Source organism: Bartonella doshiae NCTC 12862 = ATCC 700133 (genome assembly GCF_000278155.1).
In the GTDB taxonomy this organism is placed as follows: Bacteria; Pseudomonadota; Alphaproteobacteria; order Rhizobiales; family Rhizobiaceae; genus Bartonella; species Bartonella doshiae.
The window spans coordinates 218,882-239,463 of sequence record NZ_JH725094.1 but is presented as its reverse complement, the minus strand read 5'-3'; the positions used below and the strand labels follow the sequence as shown (position 1 = coordinate 239,463).

The 20,582-nt window shown below is 35.8% G+C and carries 13 protein-coding genes, 1 tRNA gene and 2 pseudogenes; 10 read left to right on the top strand and 6 right to left on the bottom strand.

What is annotated here, in order from left to right; all coding sequences use genetic code 11:
- Positions 1-32 precede the first annotated feature (32 nt).
- From MCS_RS01135 to gltX, 7 genes are all read left to right on the top strand, one after another.
- Positions 33-2,327 carry a ComEC/Rec2 family competence protein gene (locus tag MCS_RS01135; protein WP_004854582.1) on the top strand — a complete coding sequence of 765 codons (2,295 nt, stop codon included), beginning with the start codon at positions 33-35 and terminating at the stop codon, positions 2,325-2,327.
- Between the two features lie 246 nt (positions 2,328-2,573).
- A complete protein-coding gene (gene rpiA, locus MCS_RS01130) occupies positions 2,574-3,278 on the top strand; it encodes a ribose-5-phosphate isomerase RpiA (protein WP_004854579.1) in 705 nt (234 codons plus the stop codon).
- A 122-nt stretch (positions 3,279-3,400) separates the two neighbouring features.
- A complete protein-coding gene (locus tag MCS_RS01125) occupies positions 3,401-3,958 on the top strand; it encodes a DUF2059 domain-containing protein (protein ID WP_004854575.1) in 558 nt (185 codons plus the stop codon).
- Between the two features lie 200 nt (positions 3,959-4,158).
- On the top strand, positions 4,159-5,550 hold the full coding sequence (gene gor / locus MCS_RS01120) for a glutathione-disulfide reductase (RefSeq protein WP_004854571.1): 1,392 nt from the start codon (positions 4,159-4,161) through the stop codon (positions 5,548-5,550).
- Between the two features lie 72 nt (positions 5,551-5,622).
- Positions 5,623-7,002 carry a class II 3-deoxy-7-phosphoheptulonate synthase gene (locus MCS_RS01115; RefSeq protein WP_004854570.1) on the top strand — a complete coding sequence of 460 codons (1,380 nt, stop codon included), beginning with the start codon at positions 5,623-5,625 and terminating at the stop codon, positions 7,000-7,002.
- Between the two features lie 28 nt (positions 7,003-7,030).
- A complete protein-coding gene (locus tag MCS_RS01110; protein WP_004854568.1) occupies positions 7,031-8,707 on the top strand; it encodes an NAD+ synthase in 1,677 nt (558 codons plus the stop codon).
- 7 nt (positions 8,708-8,714) lie between these two features.
- Positions 8,715-10,085: a glutamate--tRNA ligase gene (gltX, locus tag MCS_RS01105; protein WP_004854567.1), complete on the top strand. Its 1,371-nt coding sequence runs from the start codon at positions 8,715-8,717 to the stop codon at positions 10,083-10,085.
- A gap of 71 nt (positions 10,086-10,156) precedes the next feature.
- Here the strand turns inward: gltX and MCS_RS01100 are convergent, their stop codons facing one another.
- Together MCS_RS01100 and MCS_RS01095 are read right to left on the bottom strand one after the other, a co-directional pair.
- Entirely contained in the window at positions 10,157-11,566 is a 1,410-nt protein-coding gene (locus MCS_RS01100) for a DEAD/DEAH box helicase (RefSeq protein ID WP_024864249.1), read from the bottom strand.
- Positions 11,567-11,713: 147 nt separating this feature from the next.
- Positions 11,714-12,487, bottom strand: coding sequence for an NAD kinase (locus MCS_RS01095; RefSeq protein ID WP_004854563.1), 774 nt, complete (start codon positions 12,485-12,487; stop codon positions 11,714-11,716).
- A gap of 253 nt (positions 12,488-12,740) precedes the next feature.
- On the opposite strand from MCS_RS01095, the gene MCS_RS01090 reads away from it, so the two are divergent.
- Both MCS_RS01090 and hutH read left to right on the top strand, forming a co-directional pair.
- A tRNA-Arg gene (locus tag MCS_RS01090) sits at positions 12,741-12,817 on the top strand.
- 500 nt (positions 12,818-13,317) lie between these two features.
- Positions 13,318-14,856, top strand: coding sequence for a histidine ammonia-lyase (hutH, locus tag MCS_RS01085; RefSeq protein WP_004854562.1), 1,539 nt, complete (start codon positions 13,318-13,320; stop codon positions 14,854-14,856).
- Between the two features lie 209 nt (positions 14,857-15,065).
- Here hutH and MCS_RS01080 read toward each other — a convergent pair whose 3' ends face one another.
- Positions 15,066-15,431 (bottom strand): hypothetical protein, encoded by a 366-nt coding sequence (locus tag MCS_RS01080; protein WP_004854561.1) that lies wholly within the window; start codon positions 15,429-15,431, stop codon positions 15,066-15,068.
- Positions 15,432-16,255: 824 nt separating this feature from the next.
- Here MCS_RS01080 and MCS_RS01075 point away from each other — a divergent pair.
- Positions 16,256-17,638, top strand: a complete 1,383-nt coding sequence (locus MCS_RS01075) for an amino acid permease (RefSeq protein ID WP_004854560.1) — start codon at positions 16,256-16,258, stop codon at positions 17,636-17,638.
- Between the two features lie 555 nt (positions 17,639-18,193).
- On the opposite strand, the gene MCS_RS01070 is transcribed toward MCS_RS01075, so the two are convergent.
- The 3 genes and pseudogenes from MCS_RS01070 to MCS_RS08025 all read right to left on the bottom strand — a co-directional run.
- On the bottom strand, positions 18,194-18,799 hold the full coding sequence (locus tag MCS_RS01070) for a hypothetical protein (RefSeq protein ID WP_004854559.1): 606 nt from the start codon (positions 18,797-18,799) through the stop codon (positions 18,194-18,196).
- 649 nt (positions 18,800-19,448) lie between these two features.
- A pseudogene (locus MCS_RS08275) lies at positions 19,449-19,588 on the bottom strand (helix-turn-helix transcriptional regulator); the annotation flags it as partial.
- Positions 19,589-19,682: 94 nt separating this feature from the next.
- A pseudogene (locus MCS_RS08025) lies at positions 19,683-20,500 on the bottom strand (tyrosine-type recombinase/integrase); the annotation flags it as partial.
- Between the last annotated feature and the right edge of the window lie 82 nt (positions 20,501-20,582).

Genomic DNA, 20,582 nt, shown 5'->3' with positions numbered 1-20,582 from the left:
AGCCGTATTGTAAGTTTAAAGTGGGGGAATGGATGTTTAATAAAAATAAAGTTAAAGATAATTTGTCAAGAGGAGGTTTTCCAGAAAGAAAAAAATTGCGATTGATGTGGCAAGATGCCTTCTCTACTCTTCATTGTGCTAAGAGCCTCAAATGTAGCGCGCAAAAGATTTTTTTCTTTACACCTCTGCAAGAAGTCGGCATTTCTTGTTGGAAATGGTTGTTAGATTGTATCAATAAAGAAATTTCTTTTGGATTTCTTTTTTTATTAGTTTTAGTATTTTTTTCCACGGGTATCATCTTTTATTTCCATTTAGAACATGAACCAAGTTGGTGGCAATTTGGTGTGACGATCAATTTATTCCTTGGAATATTATATATTTTACGTCTTTCTCAAGGAATATGGATTGTTGCAGGCTTTCTATTTTGTATTGTTCTAGGTGCTTTTGCTGCAAAAATAGAAACGTGGCGTCTCTCTACACCAATGTTAAGCAGCGACATTGTCACGACATTAACAGGAAGAATTATTTCTATTGATTTCATGCAAAGAGGGGGATTTCGTTTAGTTTTAGATGTTTTGAGTACGGAAAAACCAATATTACGCCATAGCCCTTATCGTGTTCGTTTGTCGGTAAGGCATTTGCCTTATGGGGTGGCAGTTGGTGATGGTTTATACGGAAAGGTTAAAATGCGTGCATTATCTGGACCGGTGTATCCAGGAGGCTATGATTTTAGTTTCCATAATTATTTTAAAGGAATTGGTGCTCAGGGAATTTATCTAGGAAAACCAAAGAAGATATTCGTTCCGCAGCCTGATACAATATTGCATAGAGTCTTGCAGAAAATTGAAAATTTACGGACGAATATGACTCAAAGAATCAAGAAAGCAATGAGTGGAGAAAAGAGCAATGTTGCTGTTGCTCTTATAACGGGACAGAGGGGAAGTATTTCAAGTGATACAAATGAAGCATTGCGTACGGCTGGATTAGCACATATTTTATCAATATCAGGTTTGCATATGGCGTTGTTGAGTGGTATAATTCTTATCTGTATCCGTAGTTTTTTAGCATTTTTTCCAGTCTTCTCATCCTATTATTCCGCTAAAAAGTTTGCAGCCATCGTGGCGTTAATGATGACAGCTTTTTACTTGGTTCTGTCTGGAGCTGCTGTATCAGCGCAAAGAAGTTTTGTGATGATTGCTGTTATGTTGGTTGCTGTATTATGTGATCGTTCTGCTGTAACAATGCGCAATTTTGCGATAGCAGGTTTGATAACGCTCATTTTTACCCCACATGAAATATTAGGTCCAAGTTTTCAAATGTCTTTTTCTGCAACAGCAGCTTTGATTGCGTTTTTTGATTGGTGGAGTGGTAAGGTATCTTCCCATACAAGAAAAACAACACCATCTTACGTTGGAGGTAAAGTTCTTCATTTTGCTTTTTTATCGCTTATTTCAACATGCGTATCTTCTCTTATAGCAGGAGCTGCTAGTGGAATTTATGCTGCGTATCATTTTTCCAATTTCGCATTTCTTAGCGTTCTTAGCAATGCTTTAGCTTTACCTATTATATCACTCATTATTATACCATTTGGATTAATAGCAGTTCTCGCAATGCTTTTGAGTCTTGAATGGTTACCTCTTCAAATTATGGGATTTGGTGTTGATTTTGTTATAAAAATTGCTCACCTTATAAAGGATATTTCTCCTGCTCTAAATCCTGGATTTATGCCATTATCGGCATTGGTATTATTGAGTATAGGTTTGGTGGGACTGACTTTTTGCAAAACATCTATCAGATTCTTTTTTAGTTTCTTTATTTTGGCTGGTATTTGTGTCTGCTTACTACATTCTCCCGTACAGCTAATTATAGCTGATAATATGAGTCTCATTGGGATCATTAATGAGAAGAAATTATATATTGACCGCTACAATACTTCCAATTTCACAACATCTATATGGAAGAGATTATTTCGTGTGAATAAGATAATGAAACCAACAAAATATGGTCCTTCATTGAATGAACAGTTCATTTGTGATAATCATATGTGTGGATCTTTATTAGAAAATGGATTAAAAGTGATTGTCGTACATGATGAAAAAGACCAATGTGTAGAGGCAGACATTGTAATTAAAAGATTTGTAATGAGTAATCAAATATGCGACAAGAAGGCGAAAATAGTATTTACTTCTCAACAATTATTATCACGAGGCAGTGTTATAGTGACAAAAAGTGGAAATATTATTTGGTCTTTGGTGGGATTTTATAGACCGTGGAATATGCACAGACAATATTCACAAAAACTGCACAACGTATCACATGCTTCATAGCGTGTGAGCTTTAACAGGAAAATAAATGATCAACGTATCTTCTGATTATTATCGCCATTTGTAAATAAATTTTACAAAGAGCTAAAATTATTAATTATTCTGTATTATTATCGCACGTTTTAAAAACAATTCATACTTCTTAAGCCAAAATGTGACGGATAAATTGATAGCAGATTGAGGTAATTAAATCATTTTTGTTGTTAATTTATCATAAAAATCACTGATTGGTACAAGGTAAAGCAATTCATGGATGTTCAGCAGTTAAAAAAAATGGCGGCAGCTAAAGCGCTTGAATTTGTTCAAGATGATATGCGGCTTGGGATTGGGACGGGTTCTACAGTCAATGAGTTTATACGGCTTCTTGGTGAGCGTGTTGCGAGTGGTCTACGTGTGACTGGTGTTACGACCTCACGATATTCTGAGCAACTCTGTCATAAATTTGGAGTGCCTGTTGCTACTTTAGAGCAAATACCTGAACTTGATCTTGATATTGATGGGGCGGATGAAATCGGTCCAGAAATGGCTCTCATTAAAGGAGGAGGTGGGGCCCTGTTGCATGAAAAAATTGTAGCGGCTGCATCTCGTGCAATGCTTGTCATCGCTGATGAAACAAAGGTTGTAAAAAGGCTTGGTGCTTTTCCACTGCCAATAGAAGTCAATCCATTTGGTATGTATGCGACACAAAAAGCCATTGAAAAAGTTGCTGATGATTTAGGATTTTCAGGGGAAATTACATTACGAATGAAGGGAGAAAATCCATTTGAGACAGATGGCGGTCACTTCATTTTTGATGCATCTTGGGGAAGCATTTTGGAGCCAAAGCTCTTGTCAGATGCGCTCCTTGCAATTCCTGGTGTTGTTGAACATGGTCTTTTTTTGGGATTGGCTTCGTCTGCAATTGTAGCAATGGAGGATGGTCAAATAAAAATTTTAGAACTTTTTAATTTTTAAAGAGAAAATAGTTTACATATCTGTATGTGAGCACAATAAATGAGCACAATAAAAAGGAGCATTTAAGCTTGTAAATGGAATAACAAGTTTAAATTATAATTAGTCATCGGGGTAATTGTTAAATGAAAACAATATATTCTTTTCAGCGTTTTGTAGTATATTTTGGTGTTTTTGCCGTTTTGGTTATGAATATTGTGATGGTATACGCACAAGGTGTAAGTGATAAGCATTTAGATTCAGCTAGAAGGGCTATCAATGCTATTCGTGCAACTGATCAATTTGATGGTTTTTTACCAAATGCGGCACGTGATCTCAAAAATGAATTAATAGGCGACGATCCAAATTTAGCAAATGTTATTTCTGATATTGTTGATAAACAAGCATTTGCTTTGATTAAACGACGTTCTGATTTAGAAAAAGAAATTGCTCATGTGTATGCAAAATATTTTACTCAAGCAGAACTTGATGCAATCACGGCATTTTATAGCTCTGATACTGGTAAAAAGTTTTTGACAGGAGTTCCGAGTATTGCACGTGATGCCTATTCTACATTTGAAATATGGCGTTCTACTATAATGCAAGATCTTGTAAAAAATGTGAAAAAGGAGATGTCTGAAGTCCTGAATTCTAACAAGTCTATGATTCCTACTGCATCTAGTTCTTCAGCAAATTCGAAGTAGCTTTATTACGATCGTTGCCGTAATCAAATTCCTTTTTACTTTATAAAAGTGGTATTTTTTGCGTTTTTAAAAAGAAGGGGGGCTTTGAGGATATCATGTTTATGAAAAAAACTATGTTGTGAAGATGAATAAGGGCTTTCATTTTATAATGAATAACAAGAGCTTGTGATTATTAATAGATTCATAAAAAGGAATAGTTTGTGGGATCTTTTGACTTTGATTTATTTGTTATTGGAAGTGGTTCTGGGGGAGTGCGTGCTGCGCGTCTTGCGGGGGAGCTTGGTAAGCGTGTTGCCGTAGCAGAAGAATATCGTGTAGGGGGAACTTGTGTTATTCGCGGATGCGTCCCTAAAAAACTCTATGTTTATGCGTCACAATATGCACGAGAGTTCAGAAAAAGCGTTGGTTTTGGATGGGAATATATGAAACCAGTTTTTAGTTGGGAGAAATTGGTTGAGGCTAAAAATAAAGAGATAACTAGATTAGAAGGGCTTTATCGTAAGGGATTGCAAAATAATAATGTTCATATTTATGAAAATCGTGCTGTTTTTGTGGATGATCACACTTTAGAGCTTTCCACGACAGGTGAGCGAATAACTGCGGAAAAGATTTTGATCGCAACGGGAGCAAAAACCGTACCTGATACGGGAATTATGGGCAGCAATTTATGTCTTACTTCCAATGAGATTTTTGACCTTGAAAAACTTCCAAAGTCTATAGTCATTGTTGGGGGAGGGTATATTGGCGTTGAATTTGCTAACATTTTTCATGAATTAGGGGTGAAGACAACTCTTCTCCATCGTTCTGATTTAATTCTTCGTAACTTTGATTATGATTTGCGACAGTTGCTTAGCGATGCAATGATTGAAAAAGGAATTTCTATTCTTTATGGAGCTACAGTTTCCCAAGTTCAAGCGCAAGGAAGCTGTTACCATGTTGTTCTATCCAATGGACAAACGATTCATGCTGATCAGGTGATGTTGGCTACAGGGCGTATACCCAATACAGCGGGTTTAGGACTCGAGCGTGCAGGGGTGAAAGTGAATGAATTTGGTGCAGTTGTTGTTGATGAAAGGATGACTACAAATGTACCACATATTTGGGCTGTAGGTGATGTAACAGGTCATATTCAATTAACACCTGTTGCAATCCATGATGCAATGTGTTTTGTTCAGACGGCATTTAAGAACATTCCCACTACACCTGATTACGATCTCATTACAACGGCTGTATTTTCTCAACCAGAGATTGGAACGGTGGGGCTTTCAGAAGAAGATGCGGTACGCCGTTATAAGCGACTTGAGATTTATCGTACAATCTTTCGTCCTATGCGCAATGTTCTTTCTGGGAGTTTGGAGAAAATATTTATGAAACTCATTGTGGATGGTGAGAGTCGTGTTATTGTGGGGGCGCATATCTTAGGGGAAAATGCTGGTGAAATGGCACAGCTTGTTGGAATATCTCTCAAAGGCAAGCTGACAAAGGATATATTTGATGAAACTATGGCTGTACATCCAACGATGGCAGAAGAACTGGTAACGATGTATAAACCAAGTTACATATATGAAAATGGAAAAAAAATAGAAACTTAAACAGCGTGTATTACGGTAAGTGACAGAGATTTGGATACTACAAGCTGGAATTTAAACTCTGGAGGGAGTGTAATGATAAAAGAATGGTCACCTGATTCTTGGAGGGCAAAACCAATTAAACAGGTTCCAACTTATCCAGATAAAACTGCATTGGCAGAAATTGAAAAAAAACTGTGTAGGTATCCTCCATTGGTTTTTGCGGGTGAAGCGCGTGATTTAAGGAATGAGTTAGCGGCTGTTGCGGAAGGGCAGGCTTTTTTGTTGCAAGGTGGAGATTGTGCAGAAAGCTTTGCAGAACATGAAGCAGATAATATACGTGATTTTTTTCGTGTTTTTTTGCAAATGGCGATTGTTTTAACTTTTGGTAGTTCTAAACCAGTTGTCAAAATTGGTCGTATTGCTGGTCAATTTGCAAAACCGCGTTCCTCTGATATGGAAAGCAAAGGAGGAGTAGAGCTTCCTGCTTATCGGGGAGATATTATTAATGGTATCGAATTTAGTGCAGATTCTCGTATTCCTGATCCACAACGGATGTCTATGGCATATCGCCAATCGGCGGCAACACTCAATTTGTTGCGTGCTTTTTCACAAGGTGGATATGCTGATTTAGAAAATGTTCATGCATGGATGTTGGGTTTTATTGCTAACAGTCCCCAAGGAGAGCGTTATGAGTTGTTAGCAGAGCGTATTTCTGAAGCAATTGACTTCATGCGTTCCATAGGAATTACGTCCAAAACAAATTCTTCATTACGTGAAACATCTTTTTATACCAGTCACGAAGCGCTTTTGCTTGGCTATGAAGAGGCTTTGACGCGGATTGATTCAACTTCTGGAGATTGGTATGCAACATCTGGTCATATGGTGTGGATTGGCGATCGTACGCGTCAAATTGATCATGCACATGTTGAATATTGTCGCGGTATTAAGAATCCCATTGGCTTAAAGTGTGGTCCATCTCTTGAGGCTGATGAATTGCTGAGATTGCTTGATATTCTGAATCCTGAAAATCAATCTGGTCGGTTGACGCTGATTGCACGTTTTGGTCATGACAAAATTGAGAATTATCTTCCTAAATTAATCCGTGCAGTGGAACGTGAGAAACGTAAGGTGATATGGTCATGTGATCCGATGCATGGCAACACCGTTACTGTAAATGGTTATAAAACCCGCCCTTTTGATTCTGTTTTAAAGGAAGTAGAAAAGTTTTTTTCAGTACATCGTGATGAAGGAACCTATCCTGGTGGTATTCATGTTGAAATGACTGGTCGTAATGTAACTGAATGTATGGGTGGAGCCCACGCTATTTCTGTAGAAGATTTGTCTGATCGTTATCATACGCATTGTGATCCGCGATTGAATGCAGATCAGGCATTGGAATTAGCTTTTCTTGTTGCTGAGCTTCTTAAAAAAAACCGTGTTTCTGCTTCATTTTCTGTTGCTGCAAATGGTTAGCAGGATTATGATTGGCTAAACTGATAAGATGATAAAAAGACCTGTGAAAGATGATTTTCGTATTGCAATTGCCCAATTAAATCCTATTGTCGGTGATATTGAGGGGAATTTTTCTTTAGCTGTCATGGCACATCAAAAGGCCAAAGAAGAGGGGGCTGATCTTGTTTTATTCACGGAACTTTTTATAAGCGCTTATCCGCCGGAAGATCTTGTTCTAAAACCTGCTTTTACAAAAACATGTGAAGAGACTGTTGATAAATTAGCAAAGATAACCGTAGACGGACCAGGAATTGTCATTGGTCTTCCATTAAGACGCAATGGCAATATTTACAACGGTGTTATGCTTCTTGATGAAGGGCGAGTCATTGCCGAAAGTTTGAAGTTTGATTTACCTAATTATGCTGAATTTGATGAAAAGCGTTTATTTTCTTCAGGTCCACGTCCTGAGCCTATTGTTTATCATGGAATCAAATTAGGAATAGTCATTTGTGAGGATCTTTGGAATGATTTCTCTCTTAGTACAGAGCTTAAAGATAAAGGAGCGGAAATTATTCTTGTCCTTAACGGATCTCCCTACTATCGCAATAAAACTTTAAAACGTATGGATGTTGTTCATACGCAAGCTCTACGATCTGGGGTACCAATTATTTATGCTAATCAAGTTGGTGGTCAAGATGAACTCGTTTTTGATGGCGGGTCTTTTGCCTTGAATGGAGAAGGAAAAAAGATATTTCAAATGAAACACTTTGATAGCCATATTGCTTTAAGCCATTGGCAAAAAACAACGACGGGATGGCACTGTATTTCAGGTCCTAATGAAAGTCTTCTCAATGGATTAGCGGCCGATTATCAAGCTTGTGTTTTAGGTTTGAGAGATTATGTCAATAAAAATCGCTTTAAGGATGTTATTCTTGGTCTTTCAGGAGGAATTGATTCAGCTCTGTGTACGGCAATAGCGGTGGATGCTCTTGGTGCTGACAAAGTTCGCACCATTATGATGCCCTATCATTATACTTCGCAAGAATCATTAAAAGATGCTAAAGAATGTGCGCACCTTTTAGGATGTCGTTATGAAATCATACCGATTGAGCAAGCTGTTAAAGTTTTTTTAAAGACAATGGCACCTATTTTTTTAGGGTTACCCTCTGATATAACAGAAGAAAATCTTCAAAGTCGTATACGCGGTACACTTTTAATGGCTCTTTCAAATAAATCCGGTTCAATGGTGATAACGACAGGCAATAAGTCAGAAATGGCTGTGGGATATGCGACACTGTATGGTGATATGAATGGCGGCTTTAATCCTCTTAAAGATATTTATAAAATGCAGGTCTATGCATTAGCTGAGTGGCGCAATAAAAATCATTTGCACAATTTGAGAGGACCGGAAGGAATTGTCATTCCATCCAATATTATAGAAAAAGCGCCTTCTGCAGAGCTGCGAGAAAATCAAAAAGATGAAGATTCTCTTCCTCCTTATCCTATTCTAGATGATATCTTGCAATCTCTTGTAGAAAATGACATGAGTATTTGTGATATTATTAAACGTGGGTATTCACGGGAAACTGTTGAGAAAGTTGAACAGCTTCTTTATGGTGCCGAATATAAAAGACGACAATCTGCACCCGGTGTAAAAATCAGTCACAAGAATTTCGGACGCGATCGTCGCTATCCCATAGTCAATCATTTTCGCGATAAAAATTGAGTATTTTATGGTTAAAGTTCGTTTTGCTCCCTCTCCAACAGGTTATATTCATATTGGTAATATCCGTATTGCCCTCTTCAACTGGCTTTATGCGCAAGCGTATAAGGGAGAATTTATTTTGCGCTATGATGATACAGATATTGAACGTTCTAAACAAGAATATATCGATGTTATTGCTGTTGACCTTGAATGGCTTGGTATTCAACCAGATTCAATTTGTTACCAATCTAAGCGATTTAATCGATATGATGAAGTTGCGGAAATTCTCAAACAACGCGGGCTTCTTTATCCCTGTTATGAGACTGCAGAAGAATTAGAGCTGCGTCGTAAAATCCAACTTTCGCGCAAATTGCCTCCTATTTATAACCGTGCAGCATTAAAATTGACAGCAGAAGAGAAAAAAAACTTTGAATCACAAGGTCGTAAACCCCATTGGCGTTTTCTTCTTCCTAATTTTGAAAATGATCCTTTGCAAATAAAGCGAACAGAAGTTTGCTGGAATGATGCAATAAAGGGAAAGCAGACGATTGATTTGGCTTCTCTTTCAGATCCTGTTCTTATTCGTGAAGATGGAAGCTATCTTTATACATTGCCGTCTGTTGTTGATGATGTAGATATGGCTATTACGCATATTATTCGTGGGGATGATCATATTACAAATACAGGCGCTCAAATTGCTCTTTTTAAAGCTCTTAATGCAGAATTACCGGTTTTTGGTCATACCAATTTATTGGCGACAGTTTTAGGAAAAGGATTTTCAAAACGTAATAATGATCTTTCTATTCGTTCTCTACGGGAAGAAGGATTTGAATCTATAGCTGTTCAATGTCTTGCCGTTTTGATTGGGACATCGCAAAATGTGCATCCCTATCCTAATCAAGCAGCGCTTTTAGAGCATTTTAATCTCCAAGATACGTCAAGATCCGTTGCAAAATTTGATATTGCTGATCTTCTTGCTTTGAATAGTCATCTTGTTCATGAACTAACCTATGAAGAAGTAAAAATGCGCCTTAAAAAACTTTCTATTGAAGGAGATAAGGCGGAATATTTCTGGAACGCGATAAGAAGCAATATTAATAAAGTCAATGATGCTGTTTTGTGGTGGAAAATCATTCATGATGAACAGAATTTTGATACAGTGGTACTAGAGGATCGTGCTTTTGTGCAGCAGTCACTCGATTTCTTACCTGAAGGTGCTTTGAATGAGGAAAGTTGGAAAATTTGGACAACAGCATTAAAAGAAAAAACAGGTCGAAAAGGAAAAGCTTTATTTATGCCATTACGTCAGGCACTTACAGGCATTGATCATGGACCTGAAATGGGGAAACTTTTGCAGCTCTTAGGACGTGAAAAGGTTATAAAGAGACTAACTATTTAACAAGGAGAGTAAAAGTGCATCTCGAGAAAGTATTTATTCGTTTTGCCTTGTTAAAGAAGCAAATTTCCAGCTTAATTGCGGATTTTTATGAGCATGAATGCCGGAATATCATCACCAAATCCTTGAGGAGTATAATTTTTATTTTTTTTAAGATGCTGTCGTTCAGATAAATTTTGTTTATCATCCATAGTTTCAATGGAATCAGTTTTTTTACCCTTTAAGGATTTTTTGATTGGAATAGTGCACTCTTTTTGGGTTTCTTTTTTTGACGATTTTGGAGATTTTTTCTTTAAAATAGTTTCAGTTTCGTTTTCTTGACCATTGTTTGGCAAAGTAGACAGATCTCCATTGAGCCATTCAATTTTTTCGCTGCTCATTTCTTCAATGGCGTTAATGTATTTTTGGTCGTTTTTGGTAACGATCGTAAACGCTTTTCCACTGCGATTTGCGCGTCCTGTACGACCAATTCGATGAATATAATCTTCAGCATGTGTTGGAACATCATAGTTGAAGACATGACTCACTGCTGGGATATCGAGTCCACGGGCTGCAACATCAGAAGCGACGAGGAGTGTGAGTTTATTGTCTTTAAAATCAGCCAAGGTGCTCATACGCGCATATTGGTCCATATCCCCATGAAGGGCACCTACACTGAAATTATGTCTGATGAGTGATCTAAAAAGCTCAGAGATATCTCTCTTACGGTTGCAGAAGATAATAGCATTTTTAAGTTCGTCACCTTCATTATGGATAAGTTTTCTCAAAACAGCTCTCTTATCCCATGATTTACTTCCCGATTTAACAAGCCGTTGTGTGATTGTAGTGGCTGTTGAGGAAGCTTTTGTAACTTCAATAGAGACAGGAGAATGCAAAAATTGCTTTGTTAATTTTGTAATTTCTGGCGCCATTGTTGCTGAAAAGAACAAAGTTTGACGCGTAAATGGGGTCAGTTTACAGATACGTTCGATATCAGGGATAAAGCCCATATCCAGCATACGATCAGCTTCGTCAATCACAAGAATCTCTACTCCCATCAGAAGTAATTTTCCGCGTTCAAAATGGTCAAGAAGACGTCCTGGTGTAGCGATAAGAACATCAGCACCTCGTTCAAGTTTACGGTCTTGTTGTTCGAAAGAAACGCCACCAATCAAAAGAGCAACATTTAAACGATGATTTATTCCGTACTTATCAAAATTTTCTTCAACTTGAGCTGCAAGTTCTCGTGTTGGTTCTAATATAAGAGTTCGAGGCATGCGCGCTTTTGCACGTCCTTTTTCAAGAAGTGTGAGCATAGGCAAAACGAAAGAGGCTGTTTTTCCCGTTCCTGTTTGAGCTATTCCTAGAACATCTTTTCTTTGAAGTATGTGGGGAATTGTTTCACTTTGAATAGGCGTTGGAGCTGTGTATCCCGCTGATTCTACGGCTTTAATAACCTTTGCAGAAAGACCTAAATCATCGAAATTTTTTAAAGGTGATATCATTTCTTTCATCAATTGCTCTACAATCCTAACCTCGCTATCAAAATTGTTAGCGAGATTAATATTTTACACTCTGTAAGAGGGTTAAGATGCCTTCATAAAAAAGTCAACTATAACAGCCATATACATAAAGAAAGCATAATACAATAATTAATAGCGAAACTGTTCTGATAAAATACGCTCATCCCATGAGTGATTAGAGTCAAAAAGGATTGAGGCTGTTACTTCTGTTGCTGTTGAAATAGTAACAGAATGTACAGATTTAACTTCAACATTATCGGCTGCGGCATTTACGGGGCGTTTGTCAGATTCGAGCATATCAAAATGTACTGTTGCTGTATTGGGAAGCAATGCTCCATGCCAGCGACGAGGGCGAAAAGGACTAACAGGGGTGAGTGCCATAAGAGGAGCCATGAGGGGTAAAATAGGCCCTTGTGCTGATAAATTATAAGCAGTTGAGCCTGCTGGTGTTGCGACGAGAATGCCATCGCAACTTAATTGTTCCATACGAATTTTGTCATCGATGATGATGCGAATTTTAGCAGCTTGATAGGATTGACGAAAAAGAGAGACTTCATTGATAGCAAGTGCTTCTATATATCCTTGACATTCAGATTTTGCAATCATACGTAAGGGATGGATTTCCTTTTTATGTGCAACAGAAATGCGTTTTGGCAATTTTTTTTCATGAAATTCATTCATAAGAAATCCTACAGAACCTTGATTCATGCCATAAATTGGTTTTCCGGTATTCATAACGTCTCGCACTGTCTGTAACATTGTTCCATCACCGCCGATTGCAACAATAACATCAGTTTCCTCAAGAGAAGAATGACCATAAATGGAAATCAATTTGTTAGTAGCGTTAATGGCTTCTTGAGTTTCAGCAGAAATAAAATGAAATCGGCTTGGTAATGTAGTCATTAAGAATTATCCTGATATTTACAATTTATTTTGTAACTTACTTTTGGAAAGTTTTGAAGTTGTAATAAAAGCTGTTTTTGCAAAAAAAATTGTACAATACGTGCGTTATTTAAAGACGAGTATCATATAGGAAAAAGGACGAAAAGATTACGCAATACTATAAACAAGTATTTTTTCAGAATGACAATTCATTATTGAAGCTGAGAGTATGATCAGTTAAAAGACAGCAGATGATTTTAATAATCAGTTTTAAGCACCCGTAGCTCAGCTGGATAGAGCGCTGCCCTCCGAAGGCAGAGGTCACAGATTCGAATTCTGTCGGGTGCACCAAACTTTTCAGTACTATTTTGGATCATTTTTGTAACAGTATTGATTTTTTTGAAAATAAAGTATTCTTATTTTAAAAAGGAAATTTTATTAAAGTGCATTATTAAGTTATACACTAAATGGTGAAAGTAATTTTAAAATGAGCAAGCTTGTTGCTTTTTATGGAGCCATTCTGGTTTATTATTTGGAATATTGAAATTAAGAAAGTGGGGGGGACTAATAGAGGAAATTGCTGTTATTTTGCCAACGGTATTACACTCTGTACACAAAGCAGAAAATGCTTTTTAATTTATGAAGTGAAGCTATTTTTTCCATTATTTTATTCAGTCAATTGGAATTGAGAAATTTTGTTTTCGATATTTTTGTTTCGTTATTTAAGAGCATAACTTTTTTATCCTAACAATTTTAATCCCACATAAGCGTTAGAGAGCAAAAGTGCTTTTTCTGTTTCATAAAAAATGAGCAGTATGAATATAAGCTATAAATGAGCGAGAGAGAAGATTATGACTATTGTACTAAATCCTAGTAAAGTAACGCTTAGCGAACTTGAAGCTATTTACTGGAATGGTAAAGTAAGCAAACTTCATAATGATACGCATCTAGCTATCAAAAAGGGAGCAGATCGCATTGCTGAAATTGCTGCGGGAAGTGAGCCAGTTTACGGCATCAATACTGGTTTTGGAAAATTAGCGTCGATTAAAATTGATGTAAATGATGTGACGGTTTTACAAAGAAATCTTATTTTGTCACATTGTTGTGGTGTGGGGGAACCTTTACCTGAAAATGTTGTACGTCTGATGATGACCTTAAAACTTATTTCGCTCGGGCGAGGAGCTTCTGGTGTTCGTCTAGAATTGGTGCATTTGTTAGAAAACATGCTTACGAATGGAGTTATTCCTGTTATCCCCGAAAAGGGGTCAGTTGGTGCATCAGGTGATCTTGCGCCTCTTGCTCACATGGCCGCTGTTATGATGGGAGAGGGAGAAGCGTTCTTTCAAAATATTCGCATGAGTGGGGCCGCTGCTTTAGAAAAAGCAGGATTGTCACCTGTTGTTTTAGAAGCAAAAGAAGGTCTAGCTCTTATCAATGGTACCCAAACATCGACAGCACTTGCTCTTGCAGGCCTTTTTCGTGGTTATAGAGCATTGTGTGGAGGGCTGCTTGCAGGAGCTTTGACAACAGACGCTGTTATGGGATCAACAGCGCCATTTCATCCTGATATCCATATTTTACGGGGACATTATGGGCAAATTGTCGTATCGCAAACATTAGAAAAACTTTTAGAGGATTCAGAAATTCGGGCTGCGCATTTATGTGGTGATCATCGTGTCCAGGATCCTTATTGTATACGTTGCCAACCGCAGGTTATGGGGGCATGTTTTGATCTTCTTATCGCAGCAGCAAAAACACTGATTATTGAAGCAAATGCAGTTACAGATAATCCATTGATTTTAAATAACGGTGAAGTAGTATCAGGTGGAAATTTTCATGCTGAGCCTGTAGCATTTGCTGCTGATCAAATTGCTCTTGCTTTATGTGAGATAGGATCAATTGCACAAAGGCGTATTGCCCTTATGGTTGATCCAACAATTTCTCATGGTCTTCCAGCTTTTTTAGTGCAAAATGCGGGCCTTAATTCAGGTTTTATGATTGCTGAAGTAACAGCAGCTGCTTTAATGTCTGAAAATAAACAAATGGCACATCCTGCTTCAGTTGATTCGACACCAACTTCGGCAAATCAGGAGGATCATGTTTCCATGGCTTGCCATGGTGCGCGTCGGTTACTGACGATGAGTGAAAATCTTTTTACTATTATTGGCATTGAAACGCTTATTGCAGCACAAGGAATTGAATATCGTACTCCTTTAAAAACAAGCTCCTTTCTACAATCTGTTATGGAGCATCTACGCAAAAATATTGATACTCTTAAGGGAGATCGTTATATGGCTCCAGATCTTCATAAGGGGCACATACTTGTAAGTGAAGGGCACTTATTGTCCATTTTACCAAAAACAATTTTTCCATCGCTAGAATCCAAATAATATTTATTTTGATATCAAGTAGGGAGGAGAGACACTTAATTTGTGAATTTTCTTATATAAAAATTGGGTGAAGTGATATATTTGAGTAATAAATGAATATGTACTAATGTATCAGCCAGTATAATTGGGGTATTTGTATCCAATTAGCTCTTTAAGTATGCATAACAGCGTATGAGCTAGCTTTTAATATCAACAGAAATGGCTTAAAATCAGCGATATAGTGAATCTCGCCAATCATTAAAGGCTTTGGAAAGTGTCTCTACGGCCCATGTTTTAAACAAAATCGCCCCCTTAAGTGCAAGTTTTACAAGAAAAAAAGTTATGGTAGCGATCATAACTCCCTTTTTAACTTTTTCTCCGATTGTAGATCCACTTTTTTCTATGGTGTTTTGATCTGAAATGCGAATGATAACCATATTTTTTGTCTCAACAAGGATATCTTTTTCATGTGACGTTGTGGCAATGAAAAGACTTTTTTGAGATCTGCTTCTCCAAAGATTTGCATTAACTTCCACAATTTGCAAAAAACAAAAAATAACTGTTATAAAAATACATAATATATTGCTTTTAAACATTTTTCTCCCTTTTGTTATTTAAATAATTCTAAAAAATCATAAAATATCTTAAAAAAGAGAAATGCATGATAAAATTATTAATTTTACTGGATACAATACATATAATCTATTCTTTATGAATGGTAAATTACAATAAAATATTTATAATGTCAAAATCTATACTTTAATTATGTTATAGAAGATAAGAAAAAAATGAAAGATTAAACACTCCCAAAAGCAATATGTTTAATATTGGCTTTTATAAGTTTATACTGATAAATCAGATCATCATGAAGCAAACAGCTCTTTTAGGGAAAACGCGTGTTTTAAAGTAATTAGATTTCCTAAGGAGTGGATTGAGGTGCACTTTATTACTGATTTGAATCCATTCAGTTGGTGTTAAAAGTTGTCTTATGGGATGTTGTACACAATTTGTGTTTGTTGTAAACTAGAAAAGTAACAGAAAATTTTCTTAAGGTACCGATAGAAAATTTATTGACTTGCCCAAAATGTAGCTTTACGAATTTTAGGCTTCTATTTCTGTGAAGTGAAAAGAGAGGGTTGCAATTAATAGTCTCATCAAATTCAGCATTTTTTCTGCAAAACAAAAATAGAGAATACGAAAATAAATCAAATAGGAATTATAAAAAAATTCATTATCATTTAATTTAAATAAAATAATTTGCAAAAAGTATTTTTGGGTTGCCTAGGATCAGAGTATCTGATTTGCTCATTGTTCGATGTTTTTTTTAATATATTTATTGGAGAAACATGATGCTTTATTTATCATAAAGCTGGTGTTGTGATACGGATCTGGGTTAATGTTTTAGTGAAGAAGGAATTCAATGGGCACAAATGAACTAAAGCGAGGGATGAATAAGAGGCAGGTTATTTTTTTAGCTCTTGGCTCTGCTATTGGAACAGGTCTTTTTTATGGGGCTGCACAAGCTATTAAGCTTGCTGGTCCAAGTGTTCTAATTGCTTATTGTGTTGCTGGTTTAGCTGTTTTTATGGTTATGCGGGCTCTTGGTGAAATGATTATCCATAATCCGCTATCTGGTTCTTTTGCGCGTTATGCCGCAAATTACATATCGCCATTGGTTGGTTTTTTAACTGGGTGGACATATGTTTTTGAAATGGTTCTTGTTTGTCTCGCTGATATCACAGCTTTTGCAACTTATATGGGGTTTTGGTATCCTGATGTTGCTCCTTGGATATGGGCACTCAGTATTACACTTATCATTACTGGGATTAATTTGGCAGCAGTAGAAGTCTATGGCGAATTAGAGTTTTGGTTGTCTTCCATCAAAGTTATTGCTATCGTTGCTATTATTATTTTAGGGATAGCAACAATTTTATATAGTTGTGTCACAAGTATAGGTCCTTCTACTGTTGGTATTCATAATTTGTGGGAAAATGACGGCATCTTTCCCAATGGTTGGTTTGGTTTTTTAGCTTGTTTTAGTGTTGTTGTCTTTGCGTTTGGTGGCATAGAAATTATCGGGATGGCAGTAATGGAAATACAAGATCCTCATCAAACGATTTCAAAAGCAATTAATTCTACTCTGATTCGGGTTTTACTATTTTATGTCATGACCTTAGCTGTTTTAATGTCACTTTATCCTTGGAATAAAATTGGTCTTATGGATAGTCCTTTTGTTTCAATTTTTGAAAATCTTGGGATTTCATCAGCAGCGAATATTTTGAATATTGTTGTTGTGACAGCTGCTATTTCGGCAATGAATAGTGGGATGTATGGTGCTTGTCGTATGATATATGGGTTATCGCAGGAAGGTTATGCATTCAAAAAATTTCAATATTTATCAAAGAACGGTATACCAGTTTTTGTTATTTTATTGATCTTTGCTATCTTTCTTCTTGGCGTTGTTCTTAATTATTTTTATCACGATAAACTTTTTTTTCTTATTGCAGCAATGGCAACATTTGCGACAGTTTTTGTTTGGATTATAATTCTTCTTTCGCAAATTTTTATGCGGCTTAAGATGCCTAAAGATGCGCAGCGTGATTTAAAATTTCCAATTCCATTTTGGCCAATAGGATCAATTCTTTCTGTTGTCTTTATGGTTTTTATTTTTGTTTTGTTGTGGTTTTTTGATAATACACGGCCCGTGTTGATTACAGGTGTTATTTGGATTTTTGGGCTTACTATTTGCTATTATGCGCTTAAATTTTGCAATTTAAAGAAAAAGCGAGATGTACTTAAATAGGGATTATGTTAAGAACAAAAGACTTTTTATCGCAGAAGACATTCTATAATAATTTTCTCGTAATTTGGAACATACTACTCTTATTAGGAGTGATTTCTGCGTTGTCGTTGATCATACAAATTGGAGCATATAAAGTCATAACGAGCATAGAATAGATAGGAAAATATCATAATTATAATCGCTAATACTAGTGGTAAGAGAGTAGGATCAAACGTTGATCTGAGATAAAGGTAGTGTAAGAAAGAAAATATATTCTCCACCCTTATTAAAAATATATTGCTCTTCATTTTAAGAAGATGGCTCCAGAAGGAGGAATGAGAGATTCTAGTTTTATTCTATTTTCCAGTAACTTTATTATTTCAATGCATATTTTTAAAATATATTGTATTAGTTATTTAATAACCTTAAAATGAAATTACTCTATTAAGTATTACCTTAATCAGAATGAATTTAAATGTGTTATCTGATATTTAGATAATAATATTAAAAAAATACTTTATGCTTGAATAAATATATTTTTGACTAAACTACTTAAATGATAGCTAATGTTATAGCTTAATGAGATTTTAAATTTGGATAAGGCTCCATTATATTATATATAATTTCTAAACCTTTGCAAAGCCGCGCTATTTGTTTAATATTTTCATCATAACCGATATCTACGATTGTTGTTAGATTAATAATTTGAGCTTTTGGACTTATGCCCTCTCCGCTTGAGGAATTAAGAAATTTTTTTGCGTAATTAATCATTGGGTCTCTAGAGTTCATAGACATACTGTGTGCCCAAATAAAATCTGTTGATTTCCAATTATGCTTATAATGTAGACTATTTATTGTGTATGGCAACTTTGCCCATGGCATCTCTTCATTATAATTACCGCGCAATAAATTTACAAAGCGCCCACAGAGAACAATAAGTATATGTCGATGCGTTATAATATCAAATTTAGGGAATATACTCTGATAATTATGATTATATATATATTTTTTTGCTTTTTTTTGCTTTTCAAAATGTTCAAATTCTACATATTTTTCACTTACATATTTTTCATAAAGGTCATTATATTGTTTTATATTATCCACTTTAGTACAGCCAAAAAACATTGATATAAAAAGAAAAGCTACAAACTTTATGATATGCACTACGAATAATGATTTCATTGTTGTAACCTCTTAATTACCTCTGAATGCTGTCTAACTGATTCACATCAAATGTATCAACATGTGTTGTTTTTTTGTTATTCATATTGTATTTAAAGGTACTGTTGTGCGCTTTTTTCCCCACACATTTATAACTTTTTATTATCTTGAGGGAGTATTTTTTGAAGATGAAAAATACAGAATAGGGTTCTCAAATAACAAAAAGTAGCTTCCCTAAGAGTCAGAAGATGACATATAAAAAGAATTTTTAGTCAAATGAATGAAGTCCATTTTAAAAGAGGCAGTGATTAAAGTTTTTGAAATACCTAAAGTTGGCAAAGAGGGAGATACACTGTTGGAAATGCAAGTCATGGATACAGTTTATTCAATCCTTTTTGTAAGTTATTTCTGTTAAGTAGGAAAAACAGAAAAGACGCATTGTATGTAATCATTTGATATAAATACATGTTTTGAAATGTTGTGAGAAAGGGGCTAAAGAAGATTTAATGGCAATATAGGTTGTATAATTTGTTAATTGTGAAATCTGTTTTCTTTCTTGTTATAAAACACAGAGGTAGTTTTTACCAAAGTGGTGGGTTTTCCAAATTGCAACATGTTTTTTTCTGATTTCCATCTTTTTTGCTTTTTATATCATACTGATGAGATCCTATTGCAACAAATGGGACAAAAAGCCGAATTTTAAGGATTTTAGTAAAGATCCATTGGTGATATGACGTCAGATGCTGAAATACGCATATGAAGCAGTTTTGCACTCTCACGATCTGTAAAAAGGGCATAATTTTCTGTCATAATTAATCTTTTCAACGGTAAAAATTATAAACAAATAATAACCATGTATTAACCATATTTTCTCATGTGATTTTTTATGAGTTTTATAGAAAATTTATGAGAGATAAAGAGAGAGAAAGTTATCCACGAATAATGGGATTATACACTTATAATATCTCAACCTTTGCCCAGTGATATAAGAAGCCCATGTTCCTCCCACTACATGACATGGAATAGTTTCTGCTACCTCATGAGAGGGGAGCTATTCTGTTGTTTCAGCGAGCTAATTCATGTAGACTAGATAGAGCCCTATGCGGGCATGCTTTAAATCCAGTTTCTTCCATATATTGTAACAGGCAATTCACATTAAGGGATCCGCAATTGATTGCAGAAAAAGAAATCATTGCGAGACAGAAGGTGTGCTTGTTTCAGAGTTTTTAATGCTTCTGATGATAAGGGGACGCGAAATTCTGTTGTAGCATCACGCTTTCCTTTCATTATTTTCAGCAAGGATAATCCAGATATCACCATCAATTTGATCTTTATGGATATGACGCAAAGGACGTGTGCGAACGCCTGTAAGAATAAGTAAACGCAAAGCCAGTTGTGTTAGGGTTGATGCTTTGCTAAGTGTTTTATAAAAAGCAGGCACATCTTTCCAATCCATTGCTGGCATGTTTTTAACTTTATGATGTTGTTTACCTAAGAAAGCGCGTGCTTTTTCTGTTCCCGTAAATCAACATTCAATCCCAACACAGCAACATATTTAAGACAAATATTGAGGCGATTTACTGCTTTCTCTACTGTCGCAGCTTTTGTATGTCAGATGGGAGAAAGAGTATTGCGTATTATCGTTTAGGTAATCTTTAAAACGGTTAAACAACCTAATTTTTGGAGAATATGAAGGCGTAAAGGTAAAAACCAACGTCCATCTTACTGTTATTTTTAATTTGATTTTACATCAATTTAGAAAGGACATTATTGTTTACAAATTTTCATTGTAGAAATTTCAGAA